This is a genomic window from Flavobacterium akiainvivens (assembly GCF_001278115.1).
In the GTDB taxonomy this organism is placed as follows: Bacteria; Bacteroidota; Bacteroidia; order Flavobacteriales; family Flavobacteriaceae; genus Flavobacterium; species Flavobacterium akiainvivens.
Window position 1 is genome coordinate 125,899 of record NZ_LIYD01000005.1, and the last position, 22,613, is coordinate 148,511.

At 42.3% G+C, this 22,613-nt stretch carries 24 protein-coding genes; 9 read left to right on the top strand and 15 right to left on the bottom strand.

What is annotated here, in order from left to right:
* Positions 1–312: 312 nt before the first annotated feature.
* Both AM279_RS00610 and AM279_RS00615 read right to left on the bottom strand, forming a co-directional pair.
* A complete protein-coding gene (locus AM279_RS00610; protein ID WP_054405742.1) occupies positions 313–1,503 on the bottom strand; it encodes a pyridoxal phosphate-dependent aminotransferase in 1,191 nt (396 codons plus the stop codon).
* 117 nt (positions 1,504–1,620) lie between these two features.
* Entirely contained in the window at positions 1,621–2,049 is a 429-nt protein-coding gene (locus tag AM279_RS00615) for a DUF1573 domain-containing protein (protein WP_054405743.1), read from the bottom strand.
* A gap of 154 nt (positions 2,050–2,203) precedes the next feature.
* On the opposite strand from AM279_RS00615, the gene AM279_RS00620 reads away from it, so the two are divergent.
* On the top strand, positions 2,204–4,834 hold the full coding sequence (locus AM279_RS00620; protein WP_054405744.1) for a valine--tRNA ligase: 2,631 nt from the start codon (positions 2,204–2,206) through the stop codon (positions 4,832–4,834).
* Positions 4,835–4,891: 57 nt separating this feature from the next.
* Here the strand turns inward: AM279_RS00620 and AM279_RS00625 are convergent, their stop codons facing one another.
* The 8 genes from AM279_RS00625 to rsfS all read right to left on the bottom strand — a co-directional run bounded on the left by AM279_RS00625 (position 4,892) and on the right by rsfS (position 11,638).
* Positions 4,892–5,974: a hypothetical protein gene (locus AM279_RS00625; protein ID WP_054405745.1), complete on the bottom strand. Its 1,083-nt coding sequence runs from the start codon at positions 5,972–5,974 to the stop codon at positions 4,892–4,894.
* A gap of 118 nt (positions 5,975–6,092) precedes the next feature.
* Positions 6,093–6,881 carry a superoxide dismutase gene (locus AM279_RS00630; RefSeq protein WP_082344152.1) on the bottom strand — a complete coding sequence of 263 codons (789 nt, stop codon included), beginning with the start codon at positions 6,879–6,881 and terminating at the stop codon, positions 6,093–6,095.
* A gap of 8 nt (positions 6,882–6,889) precedes the next feature.
* A complete protein-coding gene (locus AM279_RS00635; RefSeq protein WP_054405746.1) occupies positions 6,890–7,153 on the bottom strand; it encodes an acyl-CoA-binding protein in 264 nt (87 codons plus the stop codon).
* The gene (locus AM279_RS00640) at positions 7,154–7,807 is read right to left on the bottom strand and encodes a phosphatidylserine decarboxylase family protein (protein ID WP_054405747.1); all 654 of its coding nucleotides are present in this window, start codon (positions 7,805–7,807) and stop codon (positions 7,154–7,156) included.
* Entirely contained in the window at positions 7,797–8,612 is an 816-nt protein-coding gene (locus AM279_RS00645) for a phosphatidate cytidylyltransferase (RefSeq protein WP_054405748.1), read from the bottom strand. Before AM279_RS00645 ends, AM279_RS00640 begins: the two co-directional genes overlap by 11 nt.
* Before the next feature lies 1 nt (position 8,613).
* Complete coding sequence (locus AM279_RS00650; RefSeq protein WP_054405749.1) at positions 8,614–9,213, bottom strand: lactate utilization protein B/C; 600 nt, start codon at positions 9,211–9,213, stop codon at positions 8,614–8,616.
* 107 nt (positions 9,214–9,320) lie between these two features.
* Complete coding sequence (ftsH, locus tag AM279_RS00655; protein WP_054405750.1) at positions 9,321–11,249, bottom strand: ATP-dependent zinc metalloprotease FtsH; 1,929 nt, start codon at positions 11,247–11,249, stop codon at positions 9,321–9,323.
* A 17-nt stretch (positions 11,250–11,266) separates the two neighbouring features.
* Positions 11,267–11,638 carry a ribosome silencing factor gene (gene rsfS, locus AM279_RS00660; protein ID WP_054405751.1) on the bottom strand — a complete coding sequence of 124 codons (372 nt, stop codon included), beginning with the start codon at positions 11,636–11,638 and terminating at the stop codon, positions 11,267–11,269.
* A gap of 94 nt (positions 11,639–11,732) precedes the next feature.
* On the opposite strand from rsfS, the gene AM279_RS00665 reads away from it, so the two are divergent.
* The gene (locus AM279_RS00665) at positions 11,733–12,458 is read left to right on the top strand and encodes a biotin--[acetyl-CoA-carboxylase] ligase (RefSeq protein WP_054405752.1); all 726 of its coding nucleotides are present in this window, start codon (positions 11,733–11,735) and stop codon (positions 12,456–12,458) included.
* On the opposite strand, the gene AM279_RS00670 is transcribed toward AM279_RS00665, so the two are convergent.
* The 3 genes from AM279_RS00670 to pyrE all read right to left on the bottom strand — a co-directional run bounded on the left by AM279_RS00670 (position 12,459) and on the right by pyrE (position 14,449).
* Positions 12,459–13,160 carry a DUF4241 domain-containing protein gene (locus tag AM279_RS00670; RefSeq protein WP_054405753.1) on the bottom strand — a complete coding sequence of 234 codons (702 nt, stop codon included), beginning with the start codon at positions 13,158–13,160 and terminating at the stop codon, positions 12,459–12,461.
* A gap of 156 nt (positions 13,161–13,316) precedes the next feature.
* Complete coding sequence (locus AM279_RS00675) at positions 13,317–13,709, bottom strand: hypothetical protein (protein ID WP_054405754.1); 393 nt, start codon at positions 13,707–13,709, stop codon at positions 13,317–13,319.
* 89 nt (positions 13,710–13,798) lie between these two features.
* On the bottom strand, positions 13,799–14,449 hold the full coding sequence (gene pyrE / locus AM279_RS00680) for an orotate phosphoribosyltransferase (RefSeq protein WP_054405755.1): 651 nt from the start codon (positions 14,447–14,449) through the stop codon (positions 13,799–13,801).
* A 7-nt stretch (positions 14,450–14,456) separates the two neighbouring features.
* Here pyrE and AM279_RS00685 point away from each other — a divergent pair, with 7 nt between their 5' ends.
* From AM279_RS00685 to AM279_RS00695, 3 genes are all read left to right on the top strand, one after another.
* The gene (locus AM279_RS00685; protein ID WP_054405756.1) at positions 14,457–15,065 is read left to right on the top strand and encodes an NUDIX hydrolase; all 609 of its coding nucleotides are present in this window, start codon (positions 14,457–14,459) and stop codon (positions 15,063–15,065) included.
* An 81-nt stretch (positions 15,066–15,146) separates the two neighbouring features.
* A complete protein-coding gene (locus AM279_RS00690; RefSeq protein ID WP_054405757.1) occupies positions 15,147–16,022 on the top strand; it encodes a pirin family protein in 876 nt (291 codons plus the stop codon).
* 108 nt (positions 16,023–16,130) lie between these two features.
* Positions 16,131–16,661, top strand: coding sequence for a YceI family protein (locus AM279_RS00695; protein WP_054405758.1), 531 nt, complete (start codon positions 16,131–16,133; stop codon positions 16,659–16,661).
* A gap of 137 nt (positions 16,662–16,798) precedes the next feature.
* Here AM279_RS00695 and AM279_RS00700 read toward each other — a convergent pair whose 3' ends face one another.
* Positions 16,799–17,842 carry an RluA family pseudouridine synthase gene (locus tag AM279_RS00700; RefSeq protein WP_054405759.1) on the bottom strand — a complete coding sequence of 348 codons (1,044 nt, stop codon included), beginning with the start codon at positions 17,840–17,842 and terminating at the stop codon, positions 16,799–16,801.
* Entirely contained in the window at positions 17,842–18,450 is a 609-nt protein-coding gene (locus AM279_RS00705) for a PASTA domain-containing protein (protein WP_054405760.1), read from the bottom strand. Before AM279_RS00705 ends, AM279_RS00700 begins: the two co-directional genes overlap by 1 nt.
* Before the next feature lie 110 nt (positions 18,451–18,560).
* Here AM279_RS00705 and AM279_RS00710 point away from each other — a divergent pair, with 110 nt between their 5' ends.
* The 4 genes from AM279_RS00710 (at position 18,561) to AM279_RS00725 (ending at position 22,582) form a co-directional block, all read left to right on the top strand.
* Positions 18,561–19,547: a D-alanine--D-alanine ligase gene (locus AM279_RS00710; RefSeq protein ID WP_054405761.1), complete on the top strand. Its 987-nt coding sequence runs from the start codon at positions 18,561–18,563 to the stop codon at positions 19,545–19,547.
* A gap of 78 nt (positions 19,548–19,625) precedes the next feature.
* Positions 19,626–20,081 (top strand): pantetheine-phosphate adenylyltransferase, encoded by a 456-nt coding sequence (coaD, locus tag AM279_RS00715; protein ID WP_054405762.1) that lies wholly within the window; start codon positions 19,626–19,628, stop codon positions 20,079–20,081.
* Between the two features lie 6 nt (positions 20,082–20,087).
* Positions 20,088–21,821, top strand: coding sequence for a M14 family metallopeptidase (locus tag AM279_RS00720; RefSeq protein WP_054405763.1), 1,734 nt, complete (start codon positions 20,088–20,090; stop codon positions 21,819–21,821).
* A 206-nt stretch (positions 21,822–22,027) separates the two neighbouring features.
* The gene (locus AM279_RS00725) at positions 22,028–22,582 is read left to right on the top strand and encodes a hypothetical protein (protein WP_054405764.1); all 555 of its coding nucleotides are present in this window, start codon (positions 22,028–22,030) and stop codon (positions 22,580–22,582) included.
* Positions 22,583–22,613: the final 31 nt, after the last annotated feature.

Sequence of the window (22,613 nt, forward strand, 5' to 3'; positions counted from 1 at the left end):
CCCCCACACGAGCGGAGCGAACTGGCGAAGCAAAGTGGGAGGGAACAGATAGCAGGTGGCAGTAAGCAGCCTGTGGCTTATAAAACAAACACCCCGCCATTGGCGGGGTGTTTTGTTATGTGGCAGTACATCGCGAAGCTTAGAAGAAGCGTAAAGAAGTTACATAGCCCTGATTGAGGCGGCATCCTGCCGGCGCAGCAAGGCAGATATAGCCGAAAGCAGGAACTGAATATCATGCAAGGCGCAGGCGATGGGCTGCAAATAAAAAAGCCCTACTTTGCAGTAAGGCTTATATATTGAGATGAGCTTGTACTATTTGTTGTACTGTTGCAGTGCTTCTTTAAGTATGGCTACAGAACGTATAAGATCTTCTTTCTTTAAAACATAGGCAATCCTGATTTCGTCAAGGCCAATGCCTGGGGTGGAATAAAAACCTGCTGCTGGGGCTACCATAACGGTTTCGCCATTGCTGCTGAAACTTTCAAGCAACCATTGTGCAAAGTTATCGGCGTTGTCTACGGGTAGCTTGGCGATGCAGTAAAATGCACCTTTAGGTGCTGATACTTTAACACCTTCAATTTTGTTAAGCTCTGTAATTAGGGTGTCGCGGCGCTCTTTGTATTCGGTAATTACTTCGTCAAAGTAACTTTGAGGTGTATCAAGTGCGGCTTCGCTGGCAATTTGCTCATAGGTTGGCGGGCTAAGGCGCGCCTGGGCAAACTTCATAGCAGTAGCCATTACCTGTTTGTTTTTAGACACAATGCAGCCAATACGTGCGCCACACATGCTGTAACGCTTAGAAACTGAGTCAATCATAATTGCATTTTGCTCAATGCCCGCAACGTTAAGTACCGAATAGTGTTTGTCTCCGTCATACGTAAACTCACGGTATACTTCATCGGCAATAAGGAAAAGATCATGTTTTTTAACCAGTTCAGCCAGTTGGTTTATTTCATCCTGTGTATACAGGTAGCCTGTTGGGTTGCCCGGGTTACAGATAAGTATAGCCTTGGTTTTAGGTGTAATCAGTTTTTCAAAATCGGCAATAGGGGGAAGGGCAAAACCTTCGTCTATAGTAGAAATAACAGGAACTACTTTTACACCTGATGCTACTGAAAAGCCATTGTAGTTTGCATAAAATGGCTCAGGGATAATTACTTCATCACCTGCATCAAGCGTAGTACCAAGGGCAAATAACAGCGCTTCAGAACCGCCGGTTGTTATAATAATGTCATGTGTTTCTACAGGAAGGCCATGTTTTGTATAATAAGCAGCCAGCTTGGTGCGGTAACTTTCAAAACCGGCAGAGTGGCTGTATTCCAGTATTTCTATATTGGCATTTTTAATGGCTTCAAGAGCTACTTCAGGAGTTTTAATATCGGGCTGGCCAATATTAAGGTGATATACTTTATTACCTTTCTTCTTAGCTATTTCGGCATAAGGAACCAGTTTGCGTATTGGCGATTCAGGCATTTGGATGCCTTTATTAGATACCTGCGGCATATTTTCGATATTTATTTGTTTGCAGGGGCAAATTTGCAATTTTTTTAATGAATGGATACATTATTGATCATAAATATCAATGTACCCCAATAAAAAAGCCCCTTTAAGGGGCTTGTATTAGTTTTCAGGTAATGTTTTCTTTTTCTGGAGAATGTCGGTCGATTCGCCTTTTACAACCTCACCCTTAATTTTCAGGGCAACAACACCATCAGGCACATTAACCGCATTACTGGTTACGGTTATGGTCTTGCGGATAGGCCCGGTGTTCATATTGTATTTTACCTCTATTTGTCCGGTTTTCCCGGGCTTAATAGGGTCTTTAGGTTTGCTGGGCACTGTACAGCCACAGGTAGATTTTACATTGGTAATAATCAGGTCGGCATCGCCTGTGTTGGTAAATTCAAAAACCCTTACGCCATTGTCTTCCTCCTTGGTTACGGTTCCGTAATCTATAGTATCAGATTTAAATTCAATCTTAGCGCCTTTTTGGGCATAAGTGGCCATACTGATAACAAAAACGGCAATGCAAAATAAAATTCTTTTCATTCTCTTAAAACTTTGTGAAAGTAAAAGTAACTACTTTAAATAAAAGTGCAAATAATTACTTTACGTTTTTTAAAATTATAGTTATATATGGTATTTTTGCATACATTTTACAAAAACCGCACCAATTTTTGGTCAATTATTAAAGCTAACGTTTATGACAATCCCCGCACAATTTGATGCAAAAGCAGTAGAAGCCAAGTGGTATGGCTACTGGATGGAGAACAATTACTTTCATTCTGAACCCGATAGCCGCACACCTTATACTATAGTCATTCCTCCGCCAAACGTTACGGGCGTTTTGCACATGGGGCACATGCTTAATAATACCATACAGGATGTACTTATTCGCCGTGCACGCCTTAAGGGCTTTAATGCCTGCTGGGTGCCGGGTACAGACCACGCCAGTATTGCTACCGAAGCTAAGGTTGTGGCAAAGCTTAAAGCAGAAGGCGTTAACAAGGCCGACCTGATCCGTGAGGAGTTTTTGAAACACGCATGGGAATGGACCGATAAATATGGCGGCGTTATCCTTGAGCAGCTAAAAAAACTGGGTGCTTCATGCGATTGGGAACGTACCAAGTTTACTATGGACCCAGACATGAGTGCATCGGTTATAAAATCGTTTGTAGACCTGTATAACAAAGGCCTTATATACCGCGGTTACCGTATGGTAAACTGGGATCCGGAGGCGAAAACTACGTTGTCTGACGAAGAAGTAATTTATGAAGAGCGCCAGGGTAAGCTGTACCACATTAAGTACCAGATTGAGGGCACTACTGATTATATTACCATTGCTACCACGCGTCCTGAAACCATTTTAGGCGATACGGCCATCTGTATAAACCCTAATGATGAGCGTTATACGCACCTACAGGGCAAGAAGGCTATTGTGCCTATTGCCAACCGTGTTATACCAATTATTTTTGATGAGTATGTAGACATGGAGTTTGGTACGGGTGCGCTTAAGGTTACGCCTGCACATGATGTTAACGATAAAGATCTTGGTGACAAGCACGGTCTTGAAATAATAGACATTTTTAACGAAGATGCTACTCTTAATAGTTTTGGCCTGCATTATGCCGGTAAAGACCGTTTTGTGGTTCGTGATGAAATAGCTAAAGAGCTTGAAGCCATTGGCAGCCTTGAAAAAGTAGAAACCCACCTTAATAAGGTAGGTACTTCTGAAAGAACTAAGGCCGTTATTGAACCGAGGCTTAGCGACCAGTGGTTCCTTAAGATGGAAGAGTTGGCTAAACCTGCCATTAAGGCTGTATTGGAAACGGAAGAGGTTAAACTGTACCCTAATCGATTTAACAATACCTATAGGCACTGGATGGAAAACATCCGTGACTGGAATATTTCGCGCCAGCTGTGGTGGGGCCAACAAATACCGGCTTATTACTTTGGCGATGGCAAGGAAGATTTTGTTGTAGCCGAAACGCCGGAAGCAGCCCTTGAGCTTGCTAAGGCTAAAACGGGTAACGCTGCGCTTACCGTAGCTGACCTAACCCAGGATGCCGATGCACTTGATACCTGGTTTAGCTCTTGGCTATGGCCAATGAGCGTTTTTGGTGGTGTACTTAACCCTGAAAGCAAGGATTTTAAATACTACTATCCTACAAACGACCTGGTTACCGGCCCGGATATCCTTTTCTTTTGGGTAGCCCGTATGATTATTGCCGGATATGAATATGCAGGGGAAAAGCCGTTTACCAATGTGTACCTAACCGGTCTGGTTCGTGATAACCAGCGCAGGAAGATGAGTAAATCACTTGGTAACTCGCCTGACCCGCTTGACCTTATTGAGAAATTTGGTGCCGATGGTGTAAGGGTAGGGCTGCTACTAAGTGCTTCTGCCGGTAATGATATTCTTTTTGATGAAGAATTATGCAACCAGGGTAAAGGCTTTACCAATAAAATATGGAATGCTTTCCGCCTGATAACAGGGTGGGAGGTTGCTGATATTGCACAGCCTGAGTATGCTAAAAAAGCCCTTGCATGGTATGAAGCCAAGTTACAAAAAACACTTGCTGAGATTGAAGACCACTTTGAAAAGTATCGTATTAGCGATGCGCTTATGGCTATTTACAAGCTGGTGTGGGATGATTTTTGCTCATGGTTCCTTGAAATGATAAAACCGGGCTATCAGCAGCCTATTGACAGGGCTACTTTTGAAGGCGCTATTGCCATGCTTGAAGCCAACCTGAAGTTGCTGCATCCATTTATGCCTTTCCTTACTGAAGAGATATGGCAGCATATTGCTGAGCGTTCAACAGATGAGGCACTTATTATAGCACAATGGCCGGAAACTAAAGCGTTTGATGCATCAATACTTGAAGGTTTTGATTTTGCAACAGAAGTTATTGCAGGCATACGCACCATCCGTAAAGACAAGAACATTCCGTTTAAGGATGCTATTGAACTGAAGGTGGTTGACAGCGAGAATGCTTCTGATAATTTTGACAGTATCATCACCAAGCTTACAAATGTATCAGGCATTGAGTATGTAACCGAAAAAGTGGGTGGTGCGCTTACCTTCCGTGTAAAGAGTAACGAATACTTTGTGCCGGTAACGGGTTCTGTAAATATTGAAGAAGAAATTGCCAAGCTGGAGGAAGAATTGAAATATAACCAGGGCTTCCTTAAATCAGTACAGTCAAAACTGAATAATGAGAAGTTTATGGCCGGTGCGCCTGAGAAGGTTGTGGCCAATGAACGCCAAAAAGAGGCCGATGCTTTGGCTAAAATAGCTACACTGGAGCAAAGCCTTGCCTCTCTAAAATAAATAGCTATAAAGGGCTTAAAATAAAAGTCCCGCCATATATATGGCGGGACTTTTTGTTTATGGGTGGTATGTTATGGCCCGTTCTATAATAAAGGCAGGCTCGCCCATTATGTTTACAACTTTTTTTGTCCAGTTGTTGTTACTGTCATATGTATAGGCATAGTTCCTGTTGTTTAATATTTTCCCTGTGGCATCTGTAGCCATGATAGATATGATGTTATTGTTTTTATCATAGGTATGCATTTCCCTGAATTGCATTTTGCCATTGTTGCTTATGGTAACGTTTAAAATGTTACCCTTGCCATCATATACATTTACTTCTTCAGAGCGTGTGTTAGTGGCTTTTTCAAAGGTTTCAAACTTTATAATGTTGCCCTTGTCGTCATATTTAAACACTTCAGCATATTCAGTATCGCCGTTAGGGCCGGTAGTTATTTTATTCATCAGTTTATCGCCATCATAGGTATAACTTGTTTTGTAGCTCAGTTTTTCACCGCTGTAGCGTGTTTCGCCTGTTTTATGGCCTTTACCATCATATTCATACACTGCACGCACTTTTACGCTTTGTGTACCCATGTAAATATTTTCTTCAACAATGTTACCTTCTTTATCGCAGGTATAGGTAATTTTATCTATAGGTGTATTTTGGTTGTTAAACGTATTTTTTTCAACTATACTTTTACCTTTATACTTCATCTCAATGCGGTCTATCTGGCTGTTGCTCGCTGTTCTGCGGGTTATAGAGGTTACATTACCACTCTTATCATAACTATGCTCGGTTACCATGCCGGCCGCCCCGTTAATATATTGCGTTTCTTTTATGTGGTTGCTTCTGCCTTTATATGTATTTTCATTGGCGATACCCGCGGCATTGTATTTTTTTTCAATGGTAAGCATGCCTGTAGCATCATATTGAAGATCGGTATCAAAATGCCCCGGCTCTCCCGCAGCGGCTCCTTTAGCGCCATTTGTAAAGGTAAAAGATCTTTCGGCAACGGTTTTTACTTTACCGTTTAGCTTATCGGCATATATATCTGTTTTCTTTGGGTCAATGGCAACTTCAGCGTCTTCTTTCTTATCGCTTTTGCATGATACCAAAAGCAGCATTAATGCAGCCGGAAGGGCATACAGGTTTTTCATAGTTTTAGTTTTTAGGTAGCGTAAAAATCAGCTTTTTTTTGGTAAAACCAAAATTTTAAATTTAGGTTAAATAAAAAATCCGCCACATGGGCGGATAATTTTGTGATACTGCAATGTACTATTTAGCAGTTGCAGCTGTATATTTTTTAGATACGGTATCCCAGTTAATGGCATTCCAGAAAGCGGTTATATAATCCGGCCTTTTGTTTTGGTATTTAAGGTAGTAAGCGTGCTCCCATACATCTATACCTAAAACAGGTTTACCGGCGATGCCCACACCCGGCATTAGCGGGTTATCCTGGTTTGGCGTGCTGCCCACAACCAGTTTACCTGATTTATCAACCACTAACCATGCCCAGCCTGAACCAAACTGTTTTGTAGCGGCCTCAGTAAATTGGGTTTTAAATGCATCAAAGCTTCCAAAATCCTTATTAATGGCTTCTGCAAGTGCACCGGCCGGGGCTTTTGCTCCACCGGGACTTAGTACTTCCCAAAAGAAAGTGTGGTTGTAGTAACCGCCACCATTGTTGCGAAGTGCCTTGTTGTTTAAGTCAAGTTTGCCAAGTATGTCTTCAATAGACTGGGTTTCCTGTGGTGTGCCTTTTACAGCCTTATTAAGCTCATCAGTATATTTTTTATAATGCTTAGAGTAGTGCACTTCCATAGTGGCGGCATCTATATTTGGCTCAAGGGCATCATATTTATAGCCAAGCTTTGCAACCTGAAATTTACCGGCAGCATCTTCTGCCTTAACATCGTCAGGGTTGCCAAGTGGCGCTTTTGCTTCTGCCTGTTCTTTTTCAGGCTCAGGAGTGCTTACTACAGGCTCCAGGTTATCTTTTTCTTTACAAGACTGCATTATGGCTGCAAGAATAAGCGCCGATGCTAAAATCTTTACATTTTTCATGATAGTAACTATTTAATTAGCGAATTGATAGTTTCAATATACAACTTTTTTGCCTCATTTGGTGTTAAATGCCTTACCTGCATCCATGCATTTAGCTTAAAAGCTTCCCTTAGGTTGTGGGTAGGGTGTGGGTTAACACCTGTGGTATTACCGGTGGCCTGCTTGTAATAGGCATAAATACGCAGCATGACATCGGGAGGTAATACCTGTGTCATATCAGAAGCGCGTTGAAATGCCTCGTTAAAAAGCGTGTCTAAATCTTTTTCCTCCATTTATGCTTTGGTTGCAATTATGGTTTTGCCGCCTATGGCTTTTTGGTTAAGCTGAACATCTACCTTGGTGCCTAAAGGCAAAAACAGGTCTACACGAGAGCCAAATTTTATAAAACCGGCATCAGTACCCTGTACAACCTGTGTGCCTTCCTGTGCATAATTTACAATCCTGCGGGCAAGGGCACCGGCAATCTGGCGGTACAGTATTTCGCCAAACAGGTTGTTTTCTATAACTATAGTGGTACGCTCGTTTTCTTCGCTTGCTTTTGGGTGCCATGCCACAAGGTATTTACCAGGGTGGTATTTACTGAATTTAACCAGCCCGTTAACGGGGTAGCGGGTTACGTGCACATTTATAGGCGACATAAAGATAGATACCTGAAGGCGCTTATCTTTAAAATATTCGGGTTCATATACCTCTTCTATTACTACAACCTTGCCATCTACCGGGGCAATAATATTATGGTCAGTAATTGTTACGTGGCGTTTTGGGTTGCGGAAAAACTGTAATATCAGGATAAGAAAAACCAGCGTAAACACCTGTATGGCGCCTACCAGCCAGCGGTTTTCCAGAAAATGATCTGATAATAATAATACAGCTACGGTAACCACAAGGGCGCCCAGGATAATTTTAGCTCCTTCTTTATGAAACATAATATAAGATTTGGTAATACAAAAATATAAAAGGTATTGCAAATAATATGCTATCAAGCCTGTCTAAAATGCCTCCGTGGCCGGGCATTATATTTCCGCTGTCTTTTACACCGGCATTGCGCTTTAGTTTGCTCTCTACCAGGTCGCCCAGTGTGCCAAAAACAACCAATATGGCTGCAAAAGCCATCCATTGCCATGGAGAAAGTACTGTAAAGTATATACTTTTGCCTAAAAAGTAAGCGCTGATTATGGTAAAAAGCATACCTCCGGCAAAGCCTTCAATGGTTTTTTTAGGGGAAATACGTTCAAATAGCTTTCGCTTGCCTATGGCTTTGCCAACAATGTATGCAAAGGTGTCATTAGCCCATATAAGTATAAACATACCAATTATTATACTGGGCTCAAAATCATTAGTAAGGTAAGCCAGCTTTATAATAAGCAGGAACGGGATGATTATATACCCTATAAGTTGTGCCTGCTTAGCCATAGTATCTTTAGGTACAATAGGCTTGCTGGAAAACAATTCGTTAAGTAGGCCTATGCTTATAATAAGTGCGCCTGCGTTGATTAATATGTTTGTATAGAAATCATTATTAATAATGTAGCCAAACAGCAGCCACCCAATGATTGCCATTACAATAGGGCCTGTTTTATTTAGGTTTACAAGGCGGCAAAATTCAGTAACGGCTATAATAAGGAAAACCCCAAACAAAAGCATAAAGCTTAGGGGGTGGTAATAGGTTGCTGTAATTAGTAGTATAATATAAACTATGCCCGAGAGCGCCCTTGTAATGCTTTCGTTCATGCTACAGGTCTTCTAAAAGCAAAAGGTACAGGTTTTTTGCAACGCTGCCATAATGAAGAAAGTCTTCTTCTTTTGCCTTTTCGAAATATTTTATTGCGGTTATATTAGTGGGGTATGCCTTGTCATAACGTTTTTTAATGTATTTAAGGCATTCGGTTTTATTAGCCAGTATTTGGCTGGTAGTAGCATAAATTACCATGTTATCAGGTAATTCATTGGGCTTGTTCTGCTTTATCTGGTTAGATGAAAACAGTATTGAACCCTCATCTGCCACAAGGCTTTCGCAGGTAGCCAATATAAATTTAGGGTTTTGCGGCTTATCATGAGCCAGCTTGTTTTCGTCAAGCAGGGGGAAGAGTTTAGGCTCAAAACAGAGGGCTTCGCACTCAAACCAATCGTTTTCTTCTAAAACGTTTATAAACTGCTCATGCAGTTCGCCTACAGTGTCACAATATAGGAATTTGCCCCCATTCTTTTTAAAATTTGTCATAAAAAGCTCGTCAACAGGTAGTTGTTGCTCCTGTGTGTAAGGGCTTGTTTCGGGGTTTTTGTCGTCGGCTGCATCATCTGCAGCACCAAAAATCTTTTTAAATAGGCTCATCCTGTATCTAACCTCTGCGTTTTTCCTTATGACCAAAGATAAAAAAATCTTAACTCAAATATTGCATTTGAGTTAAGATTTTTGGATTTATTTATGAATAATGAAATTTAAGCCTCTGTAACTACCTCGCTGCCTTTTTGTTCGAAAGGGCGGTGGCCAAAAATTTCTTCAAGGTCATCTTTAAAAATAACTTCACGCTCTATAAGAATGTCTGCCAACTTAAGCAGCTTATCCTGGTTTTCGGTAAGTATTGTTATAGCGCGCTGATACTGCTCTTCAATAAGCGATGAAATTTCTTTATCTATAACCTGGGCTGTGTCTTCGCTGTATGGTTTAGAGAAGTTATATTCGCTTTGCCCTGTTGAATCGTAATAGGTTATATTGCCCAGTTTATCGTTAAGGCCATATATGGTAACCATTGCACGGGCCTGTTTGGTAACCTTTTCAAGGTCGCTCAATGCACCGGTAGATATTTTGTTAAAGATTACCTTTTCGGCAGCACGGCCTCCCATGGTGGCGCACATTTCATCAAGCATTTGGTCTGGTCGCACAATAAGCCTTTCTTCAGGCAGATACCATGCAGCACCCAGGCTTTGCCCGCGTGGCACAATAGTTACCTTAACCAGTGGTGCCGCGTGCTCAAGCATCCAGCTAACAGTAGCGTGGCCTGCTTCGTGTATTGCAATGGCGCGTTTTTCTTCAGGAGAAACAATCTTGTTTTTCTTTTCAAGGCCACCCACAATACGGTCTACTGCATCAAGGAAATCCTGTTTGTCTACAGCAGTTTTATCTTTACGGGCAGCTACAAGGGCAGCCTCGTTACATACGTTGGCAATATCTGCACCGCTAAAGCCCGGTGTTTGTTTGGCAAGGAATTCGGTATCAAGGTCTTCAGACTTTTTAAGTGGCTTAAGGTGCACTTCAAAAATTTCCTTACGCTCTCGAATATCCGGAAGGTCTACATATATCTGCCTGTCAAAACGTCCGGCACGCATAAGGGCTTTATCAAGCACATCAGCACGGTTGGTTGCAGCAAGTACAATAACATTTGTATTAGTGCCAAAACCGTCCATTTCGGTAAGAAGCTGGTTTAGTGTGTTTTCGCGTTCGTCGTTAGAGCCAGAGAAGTTGTTTTTACCACGGGCACGGCCCACGGCATCGATCTCATCTATAAAAATAATGGCTGGTGATTTTTCTTTAGCCTGTTTAAACAGGTCGCGCACACGGCTTGCGCCTACACCCACAAACATCTCAACAAAGTCTGAACCCGAAAGTGAAAAGAAAGGTACTTTAGCTTCACCGGCTACTGCCTTAGCAAGAAGGGTTTTACCGGTTCCCGGAGGGCCTACAAGTAGTGCACCTTTGGGTATCTTACCACCTATGTTAGTATATTTTTCAGGGTTTTTAAGGAATTCTACAATTTCCTGAATTTCTTCTTTAGCCCCTTCAAGGCCGGCTACATCTTTAAATGTAACCTTAATATCGTTTTTCTCATCAAAAAGCTTGGCGCGGCTCTTGCCGATATTAAATATCTGTCCGCCACCGCCTGCAGCACCGCCGCCGGCCATCCTGCGCATCATGTATATCCAAAGTACAATGATAACTACAAATGGCAGTACAAACGTAAGGATTTCTCCCCATGGGCTCTCTGGCTCAGCTCCATAGTCGGCAATTTTATTGGCCTGTTTTGCCTCATCAAGTTTTTTAGTAAACAGTTCGTTCTGGCTGCCAATAATAACAGAGTAGTGTGGACCTTTGTTGGCTTTGCCCAGCATATCGTTTTTTACATCTTTATGCTTGGCATCATTAAGCGCCTGTGGCTTAAGGTATACATCGGCAGATGTGTTGCTGTACATAACCTTATCTACCTGCCCGGCATCAAGATACTGGTAGAAGTTAGATAGTGAAAGCGGTTTTGGGTTGCTCCAGGTTGCGCCTCCGGCTACATAGTTAATAGCTATAAACGCCAGTATAATAGCGCCGTATATAAACCACGGGCTTATTTTTATCTTAGTCGGTTTATTATCTTTTGACATGAATTAGTCTTAGTTACTTAGTAATTGCTTCCAATGGATGTAATTTTGGCATCGCCCCACAGGCTTTCTATGTTGTAATATTCGCGCACGTGCTTCTGGAATACATGCACCACAATATTAACATAGTCCATAAGCACCCATTCACCGTTTTCGGTTCCTTCTACGTGCCATGGCTTGTCTTTTAAATCCCTTGAAACTATTTTTTGGATGGAGTGAACAATAGCGTTCACCTGAGTATTAGAGGTACCGTTGCATATTACAAAATAATCGCATACAGTATTATCAATTGCCCTTAGGTCCAGGATATCTATATCATTGCCTTTTACTTCTTCAATCCCTTTAATGATTCCGGCTAATAAATCATCATTGTTTACCTTTTTTTTCGCCATTTAAAATATTATATATTACGCAAAGTTATCATTTTTTGTGTTTACTTTTGAACCTCATTTGCGGTAAAAAACACAAAACAGCTGATTATTTTTAATGAATATCATCAAACTCAATGCCATAAGTTCTACTAACGACTACCTAAAAGAGCTTAACGCTGCAACGCCGGCAGAAAACTTTACTACTGTTGTTGCCGAATACCAAACCGCCGGTAAAGGCCAAATGGGTGCCAAATGGAATGTAGAGCCCGGCAAAAACCTCACATTTAGTGTTTTAATAAAAGATGTCCTGCCAGATGTTGCCGGTATTTTTAACCTTAATGTTGCTGTTGCCGTTAGTGTTGTGCAGGCACTGAATTCACTTGCTTTACAGGAGATAAATATAAAATGGCCTAACGACATTTTGGCAGGCAGTAAGAAGATAGGCGGCATACTTATTGAAAATGCTATTAAACCCGATGGCAGCATACAATCTGTAATTGGTATTGGGCTTAATGTAAACCAAACCGATTTTAACGGCCTGCCTAAAGCGTCTTCTTTAGCTATTGTTAGTGATAAAACATTTGACAAAGAACAAATTATGATGGCTATACTAAACGCTCTGAGAGCTAATGTTGAGTTTGTAAATAACAATGCCCAACAGCTTTTGGATACTTATCACAGCCTTTTGTTTAAAAAAAATATACCTGCCACGTTTGAAAAAGACGGCAGCAGGTTTGTGGGTATTATTCAGGGGGTATCTGCTTCAGGTAACCTCATTATTTTACATGAGAATGATAAAGTTGCTGAATACGGACTTAAAGAGATAGCCCTGTTGTATTAATTATTCTTCAATATCTTCTTCATCGTCTGATTCAAAATCGCTGATAAGGAAGTCTATAACAAGTTCTATGGTATCGCCGTTTTCATTTAAGCCCCAGTAAGCAGGATAGTAGCCGTCTCCCCAGCCGGAAGCAAACATAACCAGGTTATTGTCGGTGTCATTACTAATGCTGTGGTCGTTCCAGTCGCCCAGGTCGCGGCTAAAGTTGTTTTTGCCGGAGTATAGCCTGAATTCTTCAGCCAGTACTTCATCATAATAATCAGCATCGGGATTGGCTTCTTCAAAAACGTCCATTTTATCTATAAACTGGCTGCTGGTTTCTTCGTCCATAAAAGCTGCCAGGCCGCTTTCTACAGGAAAACCATAAAACTCATCGGGCTCAAGGCTGCCAAGCTCTTCTTCTGTCAGGTCGTCAGTAAGGGCCAGTATCCATTTTGTGGCTTCTTCCGGGCGGAATTTAACCTTAGCATAAGCAATGCGGTGGTGCAGTTTGTCAATCTCTGCCATGTAAATATATACCGGATATTTGTCGGGCTCTACGGTGCGGCTAAAGGGGCGCTGGCTGTCAACAAAAAACGGGTCAGATGCTATAATGCGGCCCGTAGGCAGGTTAACATCGCCAATGTGTATTTCAACCAATTCCTGTTCGCTCATTTCGCTGTGTAGGTCGTAGGGCATTTCAAACTCGTTTGGATCTTTCATGTTTATTTGTTTTGTGAACATTAAAGTTAGGCAAAAAGCATTATTTAAGGCTGAAATTTTATAAAATCTTTAACCCTGATTTTAATGCTCATGCGGTATTGTAAAATAAAAAACTCCGCATTTAGCGGAGCTTTAGGTGTATTTTATACAAGTGTATTACAGTTTGTGCATATTGTTGGCCAGGGTTTCTATAAACTTGGTTATAGGGCCTTTAACCATCATGGCCATCATGGCGTTGAACTCGCCGGTAAAGAACAGCTGTACATCACAAGAATTGTCTCCTGTTGTTGTAATATCTCCCGTAAGGGTAAACGGAATTTTATCGCTCGCAGCACCAAGCACTACTTTATCAACCGGGTTGCGGTCTTTTAGCTTCAGCTTAATTTCAGGCATGCCTTTCAGTGCAAAAATAAACGATTCTTCGCCGGTTATTTCAAACTTGGCAATATTTTCGGGCATCAGCTTTTCAAAATTGCGTACGTCAATTAATGCGTTATATATATACTCAGCCGGTTTTTGTACCGTTACTTTAGGTGATTCTAAGTTCATTTCGGTTGATGGTTATTAGTTGATGGTTGTTAGAAGGCGCGTAGTGTTATGGAATTGAGTAAGTAACTCTGAACCATAAACTATAAACCCTAAACAGTTTCCTGCCCCCATGTAGAAGGGCTTGTTCTCCACTCCTTAAGGGTTTCCAGTTCTTTTTCAGTAATATATTGCTTGGCAACAGCTTCTTCAAGCAGTGTGTCATAGTTACCCAGTGTGTGCAGGGTAACGTTGGCTTTTTTGAAGTTTTCTACCGAAAGGTCAAAACCATAGGTAAATATGGCCACCATGCCTTTAACGTTGGCTCCGGCTGCCTTAAGGGCTTCAACAGCAAGCAGGCTGCTGCCTCCGGTGCTTATAAGGTCTTCTACCACTACAACGTTCTGGCCTTTTTGAAGAAAACCTTCCACCTGGTTTTGGCGGCCGTGTTTTTTAGGCTCAGGGCGCACGTAAATAAAGGGTAGGCCCATGTATTCGGCTACCAGCATGCCTATGCCTATGGCGCCTGTAGCAACGCCGGCAATAACATCGGGCTTGCCATATTCTTTTTCAATGTGCTTACTAAATTCTTCCCTTATATAATTCCTTATGGGTGGAAATGAAAGCGTTATGCGGTTATCGCAATAAATAGGCGACTTCCATCCTGATGCCCATGTAAAAGGATTTTTGGGATTTAATTTAATTGCGTTTATTTGCAGCAGCAATTCTGCCGTTTTTTTGGCGGTGTCTGTGTTGAAAATCATATTGCAAATGTATAAAGTTTTTGTTAACGATAAGCCGCTTTTTTTGACTTCGACAGTTGAAAAAGAAACCGATTTCCAAACGTTTTTGTTGGATGGTGTTGATATTGAGCAGCTTGTAACCAGGATGTTTAGCAACAAAGTTGAAAAAGCACACCTGTACCATCCTGATGAAAAGCTTATCCTTAAAAAACTTAAGGAAAAAATTCCTGTGGCTAAGGCCGGCGGGGGCCTGGTATACAACAAAAAAGGCGAAATACTTTTTATATTACGTAATGGCAAATGGGATTTGCCAAAGGGCGGTATTGAAAAAGGCGAGGATATAGAGGAAACGGCCATGCGAGAGGTAGAGGAGGAGACCGGTGCCAAAAACCTTGTTATTGTACAAAAACTACAAAAAACCTATCATATTTTTAAGCGAAACGGCAACTACAAGCTTAAGATAACCCATTGGTTTGAAATGATTAGCAATCACCGTGGTGCACTAACTCCACAAGCCAATGAGGGTATAGAAAAAGCTGTGTGGCTAAAGCCAGACGAGGTTAAGGAAGCTCTTAAAAACTCGTACGAAAACATAAAGCTGTTGTTTGAGGAGCAGCACATCAAAGAAATTAAGTAGCCTGTTTGTTTTCTTGTCCTGGTTCAATGCGCATGTGTTTTAATGTTTGCAATTTTGTAATGCATTAAAATACTAAACGTTATGGACAGAAAAGATTTTTTAAAGAAAGGACTGCTGGGTACCGGTATGTTTATTACCTCTGCTGCCGTGGGCGATGCCCTTATAAACGATATAGACGAGATTAAGCCACTTGAGCCTATGGGCTACAACCACCTGCCTAATCCGGAAAATAAGGTTACCGACAACATGGTGCTGCACAAAGCACACACCCGTGGTCATGCCAACCACGGATGGCTTGATACCTACCACACTTTTAGCTTTGCAAATTACAACAACCCTGAGCGTATGCACTTTGGCGTACTGCGTGTACTTAATGATGACCGCGTAGATGCCGGCAGGGGCTTTGGCACACACCCGCATGATAATATGGAGATTATCTCTATTCCGCTGGAGGGCGATTTAGAGCATAAAGACAGTATGGGCAATGTGGCCGTTATTAAAAAGGGCGATATACAGGTTATGAGCGCCGGTACGGGCATTCAGCACAGCGAGTATAACCGTAACAGCGACCAGCTAACTAAATTCCTGCAGATTTGGGTATTTCCTAAAAAGAGGAATGTTACCCCAAGGTACGGTCAGATTACACTAAACGAAGCCGACAGGCACAACAACCTGCAACAGATACTTTCGCCAAATGCAGATGATGCCGGTGTATGGATTCACCAGGATGCATGGTTCCACATGGGGAAGTTTGATAAAGATTTTACTACTACGTATACCATCAACAAAAAAGGTAATGGTGTGTATGCCTTTGTTTTAAAGGGCGACATAACCATTTCGGGTATTGACCTTAACGAGAGGGACGGCCTTGGTGTTTGGGATATTGCAAACCTTGATATTACTGCTAAAAGCCAGGATGCCGAAGTGCTGCTTATGGAAGTGCCTATGGTACTTTAAGATTTTGTAAAATCTTGTCCTAGTTCAATGCACAGCATTTCATTTTGCCTGAACTTTGCTTCATCAAAAATTGATAAACACATTAAATAAACCATAAAATTTTAAATCATGGCAACAACAAAATGGGTATTAGACCCAACTCACTCAGAAGTTACTTTTAAGGTAAAACACCTTATGTTTACTAACGTTTCAGGAAACTTTACAAAATTTGAAGCTACAGCTGAGTCTGAAGATGATGGCTTTAACGGTGCCTCTTTCAGCTTTAGCGCCGATGTAGATTCTATCAACACAAATAATGCTGATCGCGATGGCCACCTAAAAAGCGGCGATTTCTTTGATGCAGCACAATTCCCAACCATTTCTTTCAAATCAACTTCAGTTTCTAAAGAAAGCGAAGATGAGCTTGACATTACAGGAGACCTTACCATACACGGTGTAACAAAATCAGTTACTCTTGATGTAGAGTTTGGCGGTATTCAGAAAGACCCATGGGGCAACGTAAAATCAGGCTTCTCTGTAACCGGAAAAATAAACCGTAAAGATTTTGGCCTTAGCTGGAATGCAGCCCTTGAAACAGGCGGTGTAATGCTTGGCGAAGAAGTTAAGCTTGCCCTTGAGCTTCAGTTTGTAAAACAATAAGCTTTTTAACTACCCATTATATTTAGTAAACCCGTTGCAGCAATGCAGCGGGTTTTCTGCATAAAAAAACAGCTTTACATTAATGTAAAGCTGTTTTTCTGCTTTCTGTGTACTGAACACCGAATACTGGCTACTGATTATTCCTCATCCTCAGCATTATGCGATTTTGCATATACACGCCATTTTTCAAGGCATTCTACCATATCGGCGGGCACTTCGCTGTCAAAGCGCATAAATTCTTTGGTTACAGGGTGCTCAAAACCAAGGGTTTTGGCGTGCAGTGCCTGCCTTGGCAATATCTTAAAGCAATTGTCTATAAACTGTTTGTATTTAGTAAATGTAGTGCCTTTAAGAATGGCATCTCCGCCATAGCGTGCATCATTAAACAGGGTGTGGCCTATGTATTTCATGTGCACGCGAATCTGGTGCGTGCGGCCGGTTTCAAGCCTGCAGCTAACCAGTGTAACATAGCCAAAACGCTCTAAAACCTTATAATGCGTAACCGCGTGCTTGCCTTGGTCTCCATCAGGAAAAACAGCCATTTGCATACGGTCTTTAGGGTGGCGGTCTATATTACCTTCAATAGTACCTTCATCCTCTTTTACGTTACCCCAAACCAGGGCAATGTATTCACGTTCAGATGTTTTATCGGCAAACTGCTGTGTAAGGTAGGTCATGGCCTGTTCCGTCTTGGCAATAACCAATAGGCCCGATGTGTCTTTATCAATGCGGTGTACCAATCCCGGCCTTTCGCTGCTGTTCATGGGCAGGTTTTCAAAGTGGTAGGCAAGGGCGTTAACCAGCGTGCCGCTGTAGTTGCCATGCCCCGGGTGTACCACCATGCCGGGCTCCTTATTTACAATAAGCAGCTGGTCGTCTTCATACGGTATATTAAGCGGAATATTCTCAGGCTCAAGCAGGTACTCATAGGGCGGGTGTTCCATTAAAACACGCACAATATCGTTAGCCTTTACCTTATGGTTGCTTTTTACGGCAACATCGTTTATATAGATATTACCGGCTTCTGCGGCCTTTTGTATCTTGTTTCGGGTGGCATTTTCCACCAGGTTCATTAAAAATTTGTCAACCCTTAATGGCTGCTGTCCTTTACCGGCCTCAAATCGGTAATGCTCATACAGCTCCTCATTCTCGGCATCAATCTCTACAATGGGTTTATTCATTAGTTTTCAGGGGTTTCAGATGTACTGTCTTGTGTGCCTTCAGCTTCCTGGTAACCGGTTTTACCATCACCAAGTACAAGGTCTATCTTGCTGGCTTTTTGAACTTTATCGCCGGCTTTCAGGGTTTTGCCGTTTTGTTTCATTTCAAGAACCACGTCTTTTGCGAGGTACGGAACATAGGTTTTAGTACCTTCTTCAAGCCCGGCATTTTTAAGCATTGGCAGGGCAAGCCTGTATGTTTTTTGCACTAAATCAGGCACCTTAATTGCGCTGTAGCCACCGGCATTAACCTTTACATATACCTTACGGCCGTCTTTTACATTAACCTTAGCAAGCGGGTCCTGCTCTACAATAGTATAGGGCGGAAACTTAGCATTAAATTCCACAGTGTCAAGTACAACGGCTTCAAGGCCAAGGTTGTCCAGTTCTTCACTTGCCTTTTCAACGGTCTTTTTAGCCAGGTCAGGCACCTGTACCTGCTCGCCATGGTTGGTAGTCCAGCTAAGCCATTGCAGCAGCAGGAAAATAACCACCACAATTATGCCCAAGGCGATTGCCACCTGTTTGAAAAACACTTTGCTCGTTAAAAAGTTTTTAAGGTTGCTCATATATAAAAGAGTTTCCGCAAAGATATAAATATTACTAAACTTTATAAGTTAAGCCAAATAATGATATTTTTGTGTAGGCCCTTAAACAAAGGCCTGTTATAACCCAACCTATGAATATAGCAGTAGTAATGGGCGGATACTCAGATGAATCCGTTATATCTATCCGCAGCGGGCAGCTTATTTTAAATAACCTTGACCGCTCTAAATACACCCCTTTTGAAGTGCATATACTGCCCGAAGGCTGGCATGTGCTTGTTGATGGCGCCAAATATCCTATAAATAAAGCCGGTTTCAGCTTTGAAAAAGACGGGCAAACCATAAGGTTTGATGTTGCCGTAAACACTGTACACGGCACCCCAGGCGAAGACGGGCACCTCCAGGCTTACTGGGAACTTTTAGGGCTACCATACACCGGTTGCGGGTTTTACCAAAGCGCGCTAACCTTTAACAAACGCGATACACTGAGTGTTTTAAGTAAATTCAACATACCAAGGGCAAAATCCATTTACCTTTCTAAAGGCGATGTGATAACGGCCCAGGATGTGGTTGATACCCTTGGGCTTCCGTTTATGGTAAAGCCTAACCAAAGCGGTAGCAGCCTGGGAGTGAGCAAGGTAAATAGTATTGAGGAGTTTGAAAAGGCCCTTGAATTTGCCTTTGCCGAAGACAGCGATATCCTGATTGAAAGCTACCTGAAAGGGACTGAAGTATCTGTAGGCGTGCTGAATTACAACGGCAACACCACTGTTTTAGGGCTTACCGAGATTGTTTCGCACAACGATTTCTTTGACTATGAGGCCAAATACCTTGGCAAGAGTGAGGAAATAACGCCCGCCCGCCTTGATGCCGCTACCGAGCAAAAAGTGCGCGAAACCGCCGCTAAAGCCTATGAAGCACTGGGGATGAGCGGTTTTAGCCGTACCGATTTTATTGTAATGGATGGCGAACCCCACTTTATTGAGATTAATACCAACCCTGGGCTTTCGCAGCAAAGTATCTTCCCGCAACAGGCACAACACGCCGGTATGGCATTTAGCGACCTGTTAGACAGCGAGATACAGCTTGCACTGAACCGTAAAGTGCTTTGGAAGAAGTAATGTAGTAATCAGTGATCAATGGTCAGTAGTCAGTTGTGCTGAACCTGAAACTTTAAACCTGAAACCTTAAACAAAATCATGAAAACCGCAGTATTTCCGGGGTCTTTTGACCCGATAACCCTTGGGCATTACGATATTATAAAGCGTGGTGTGAGCCTTTTTGATAAGGTTATTGTGGCTATTGGCGTTAATGCCGAAAAGAAGTATATGTTTGACCTTGAGGAGCGTAAGCGTTTTATTGAGGAGGCTTTTAAAGACGAGCCAAAAGTGGAAGTGATTACCTATCAGGGGCTTACAATAGACCTCTGCAAAAAAGTAGGGGCTAAATTCATACTGAGGGGGTTGCGCAACCCGGCCGACTTTGAGTTTGAAAAGGCCATTGCCCACACCAACCGCCGCCTTAGTAAAATTGAAACCGTGTTCCTGCTTACGGCTGCAAACACCTCATACATAAGCTCCAGCATAGTGCGCGATGTACTGCGCAACGGGGGAGATTATACCATACTGGTGCCCGATTCGGTGCGCGTGAAATAGATTTTAATGAAGATACTGCTACTAATCCTGCTGCTTCCGGCGGCACTGTTTTCACAGAAAAAAACCTCATATACAACACCTTACGAAAAAGGAAACGGCAACCAGACCGCTACTTATCAGGAGGCTATGGCCTTTTATCAACAGCTTGATAACGGCTTTGAAACCATACAAATGCAGGAAATGGGCACTACAGATGCCGGACTGCCCCTGCATATTGTGGTTTTTGATAAGGATAAGGGGTTTAATTTCAGCGAGATACGTAAAAAGAAAGCCATCCTCCTTATTAATAATGGCATTCATCCCGGCGAACCCGATGGTATAGATGCCACCATGATGCTCCTGCGCGACTTGGCTACAGGTAAGCTGCAAGCGCCTGAAAATACGGTAGTTGTAGCAATACCTGTATACAATATTGGCGGCATGCTAAACCGTGGCAGCTACAGCCGTGCCAACCAGAATGGTCCTGAAAGCTACGGTTTTAGGGGCAACAGCCGCAATTATGACCTTAACCGAGACTTCATAAAGGCCGATACCCGCGAAGCCCGCAGCTTTGCAGCCCTGTTCCACAAGGTGCAGCCTGATGTTTTTATAGACAATCACGTTAGTAATGGTGCTGATTATCAGTGTATTTTTACCTATATCGCTACACAACACCAGCGCCTGGGAGGCCAATTGGGCGACTTTTTCAAAGCCGAAATGATGCCTGCAATCCTTACTGCTATGAAGGCCAAAGGTATAGAGGCAACTCCCTATGTAAACATACATGGCGATACCCCTGAGTCTGGTTTTCAGCAGTTTATGGACTATGGCAGGTACTCTACCGGCTATGCATCACTGTTTAATGTGCCGGGCTCTATGCCTGAAACCCACATGCTTAAGGAATACAGTAAAAGGGTAGGTGTGACCTATGAGTATATGGTGCAAACCCTTGATTATCTTGATGATAACTATCAAAAAATCAAAGACCTGCGTGCCAATAACCTGGCCGAGTATATGCCTGGGGCCCGCTACACCCTGCAATGGGAAGTAGATTCTACCAAGGTAACGTTACTGCCTTTTTTAGGGTATGAGGCTGATTATAAGGTGAGTAGCGTTACGGGGCAGCAACGTTTGTATTATGACCGTACCCGCCCGTTTAACAAGGTGGTAAAGTATTTTCAGGAGTATGTACCTAAACAACAGGTAGTTATACCTGAAGCTTACATTATTCCGCAGGAGTGGTGGCAGGTTGCCGAGTTGCTGAAAATCAACAATATACAGCTCCAAGTGCTGGATAAAGATACCACGTTTGAGGTCGAATCTTACCGTATAACCAATTATAAAACAAGCAGTTATCCGTATGAGGGGCACTACCCGCACAACGATACCCAGGTGGCTGCCACAACCCAAAAAGTACTGTTCCAAAAGGGCGATTATGTGGTGTCAACTGCCCAGCCGGGCGTAAAATACCTGCTTGAAACCCTTGAACCACAAGGTGTTGACTCGTTTTTTAACTGGAATTTCTTCGATGCCATCCTACAGCAAAAGGAGTATTACTCGGCTTATGTGTTTGAAGATACTGCGGCACAATTGCTTAAGGAAAACAGGCAACTGCGTGCTGAATTTGATGATAAGAAGCTGAACGACAAGGCTTTTGCATGGGATACCGCTGCACAGCTCGACTGGATTTATACCCATTCGCCCTATTACGAAAAATCACACATGCAGTACCCTGTTTACCGCAGGATGGCTAAGCAGTAAAATCTTACATTTTAACAGTAAATTAACGCTAATTTTTCACTTTCGGAATTCATTTTCACGGTGTGAAATCAATTATTCGTTTCAATCAATATCTTGTATCAAATTCCGGAAACGAATAGCTAAAAACTATGATGTTTTTGTGTAGCGAAATTCTATCGTATTTTTAATTTCCATAAATTTACCTTATATCATAAAATACATTTGGCATGGTACAGGAAATTGATATCGAAAAATCGAAAGAAAAAAGAAAAGTGGTGTATAGCCGGTTTTCTTTCTGGAAAAATTTCGATGTCCTGTCTTTTTTATTTGCCCTTTTCTTCATCTTCATCTGGTCATCAGAAATTTATAAGGGCATCAAATACCACCACGTAGAATCGTTAAGTATTTTGATGCTTTTACTCAGCCTGCTTTTATCGGGTTTTATTATCTACAGTACAATATTTATGCTTGGCCTGTCGCGCATCAGCGGTATATCTAATGTGCAAAACCGCCACCTGGTTAAGCAAACTGCCCGCCACCTGGGGTGGGAGGTAAAGCACGACAGTGCAGCATATACCGTTTTCTACAGGCATAATACCTTTGGCAGCTGGGATTATGGCAAAGAAATAACCGTTATTTATGATGCCCATATCATGCTGGTCAACGTTATAAGCTATGGCAGGTATGGGACAAAATCGCCATTTCATTACTTTGGCAACAAATGGTTTTTAAACCGTTTCCTTAAACAGCTTAAGGCCGTTGGCTCAGGTCAGCCTGCATAGTAGCCCGTGCTGGCAAATTTTTCTGTACATT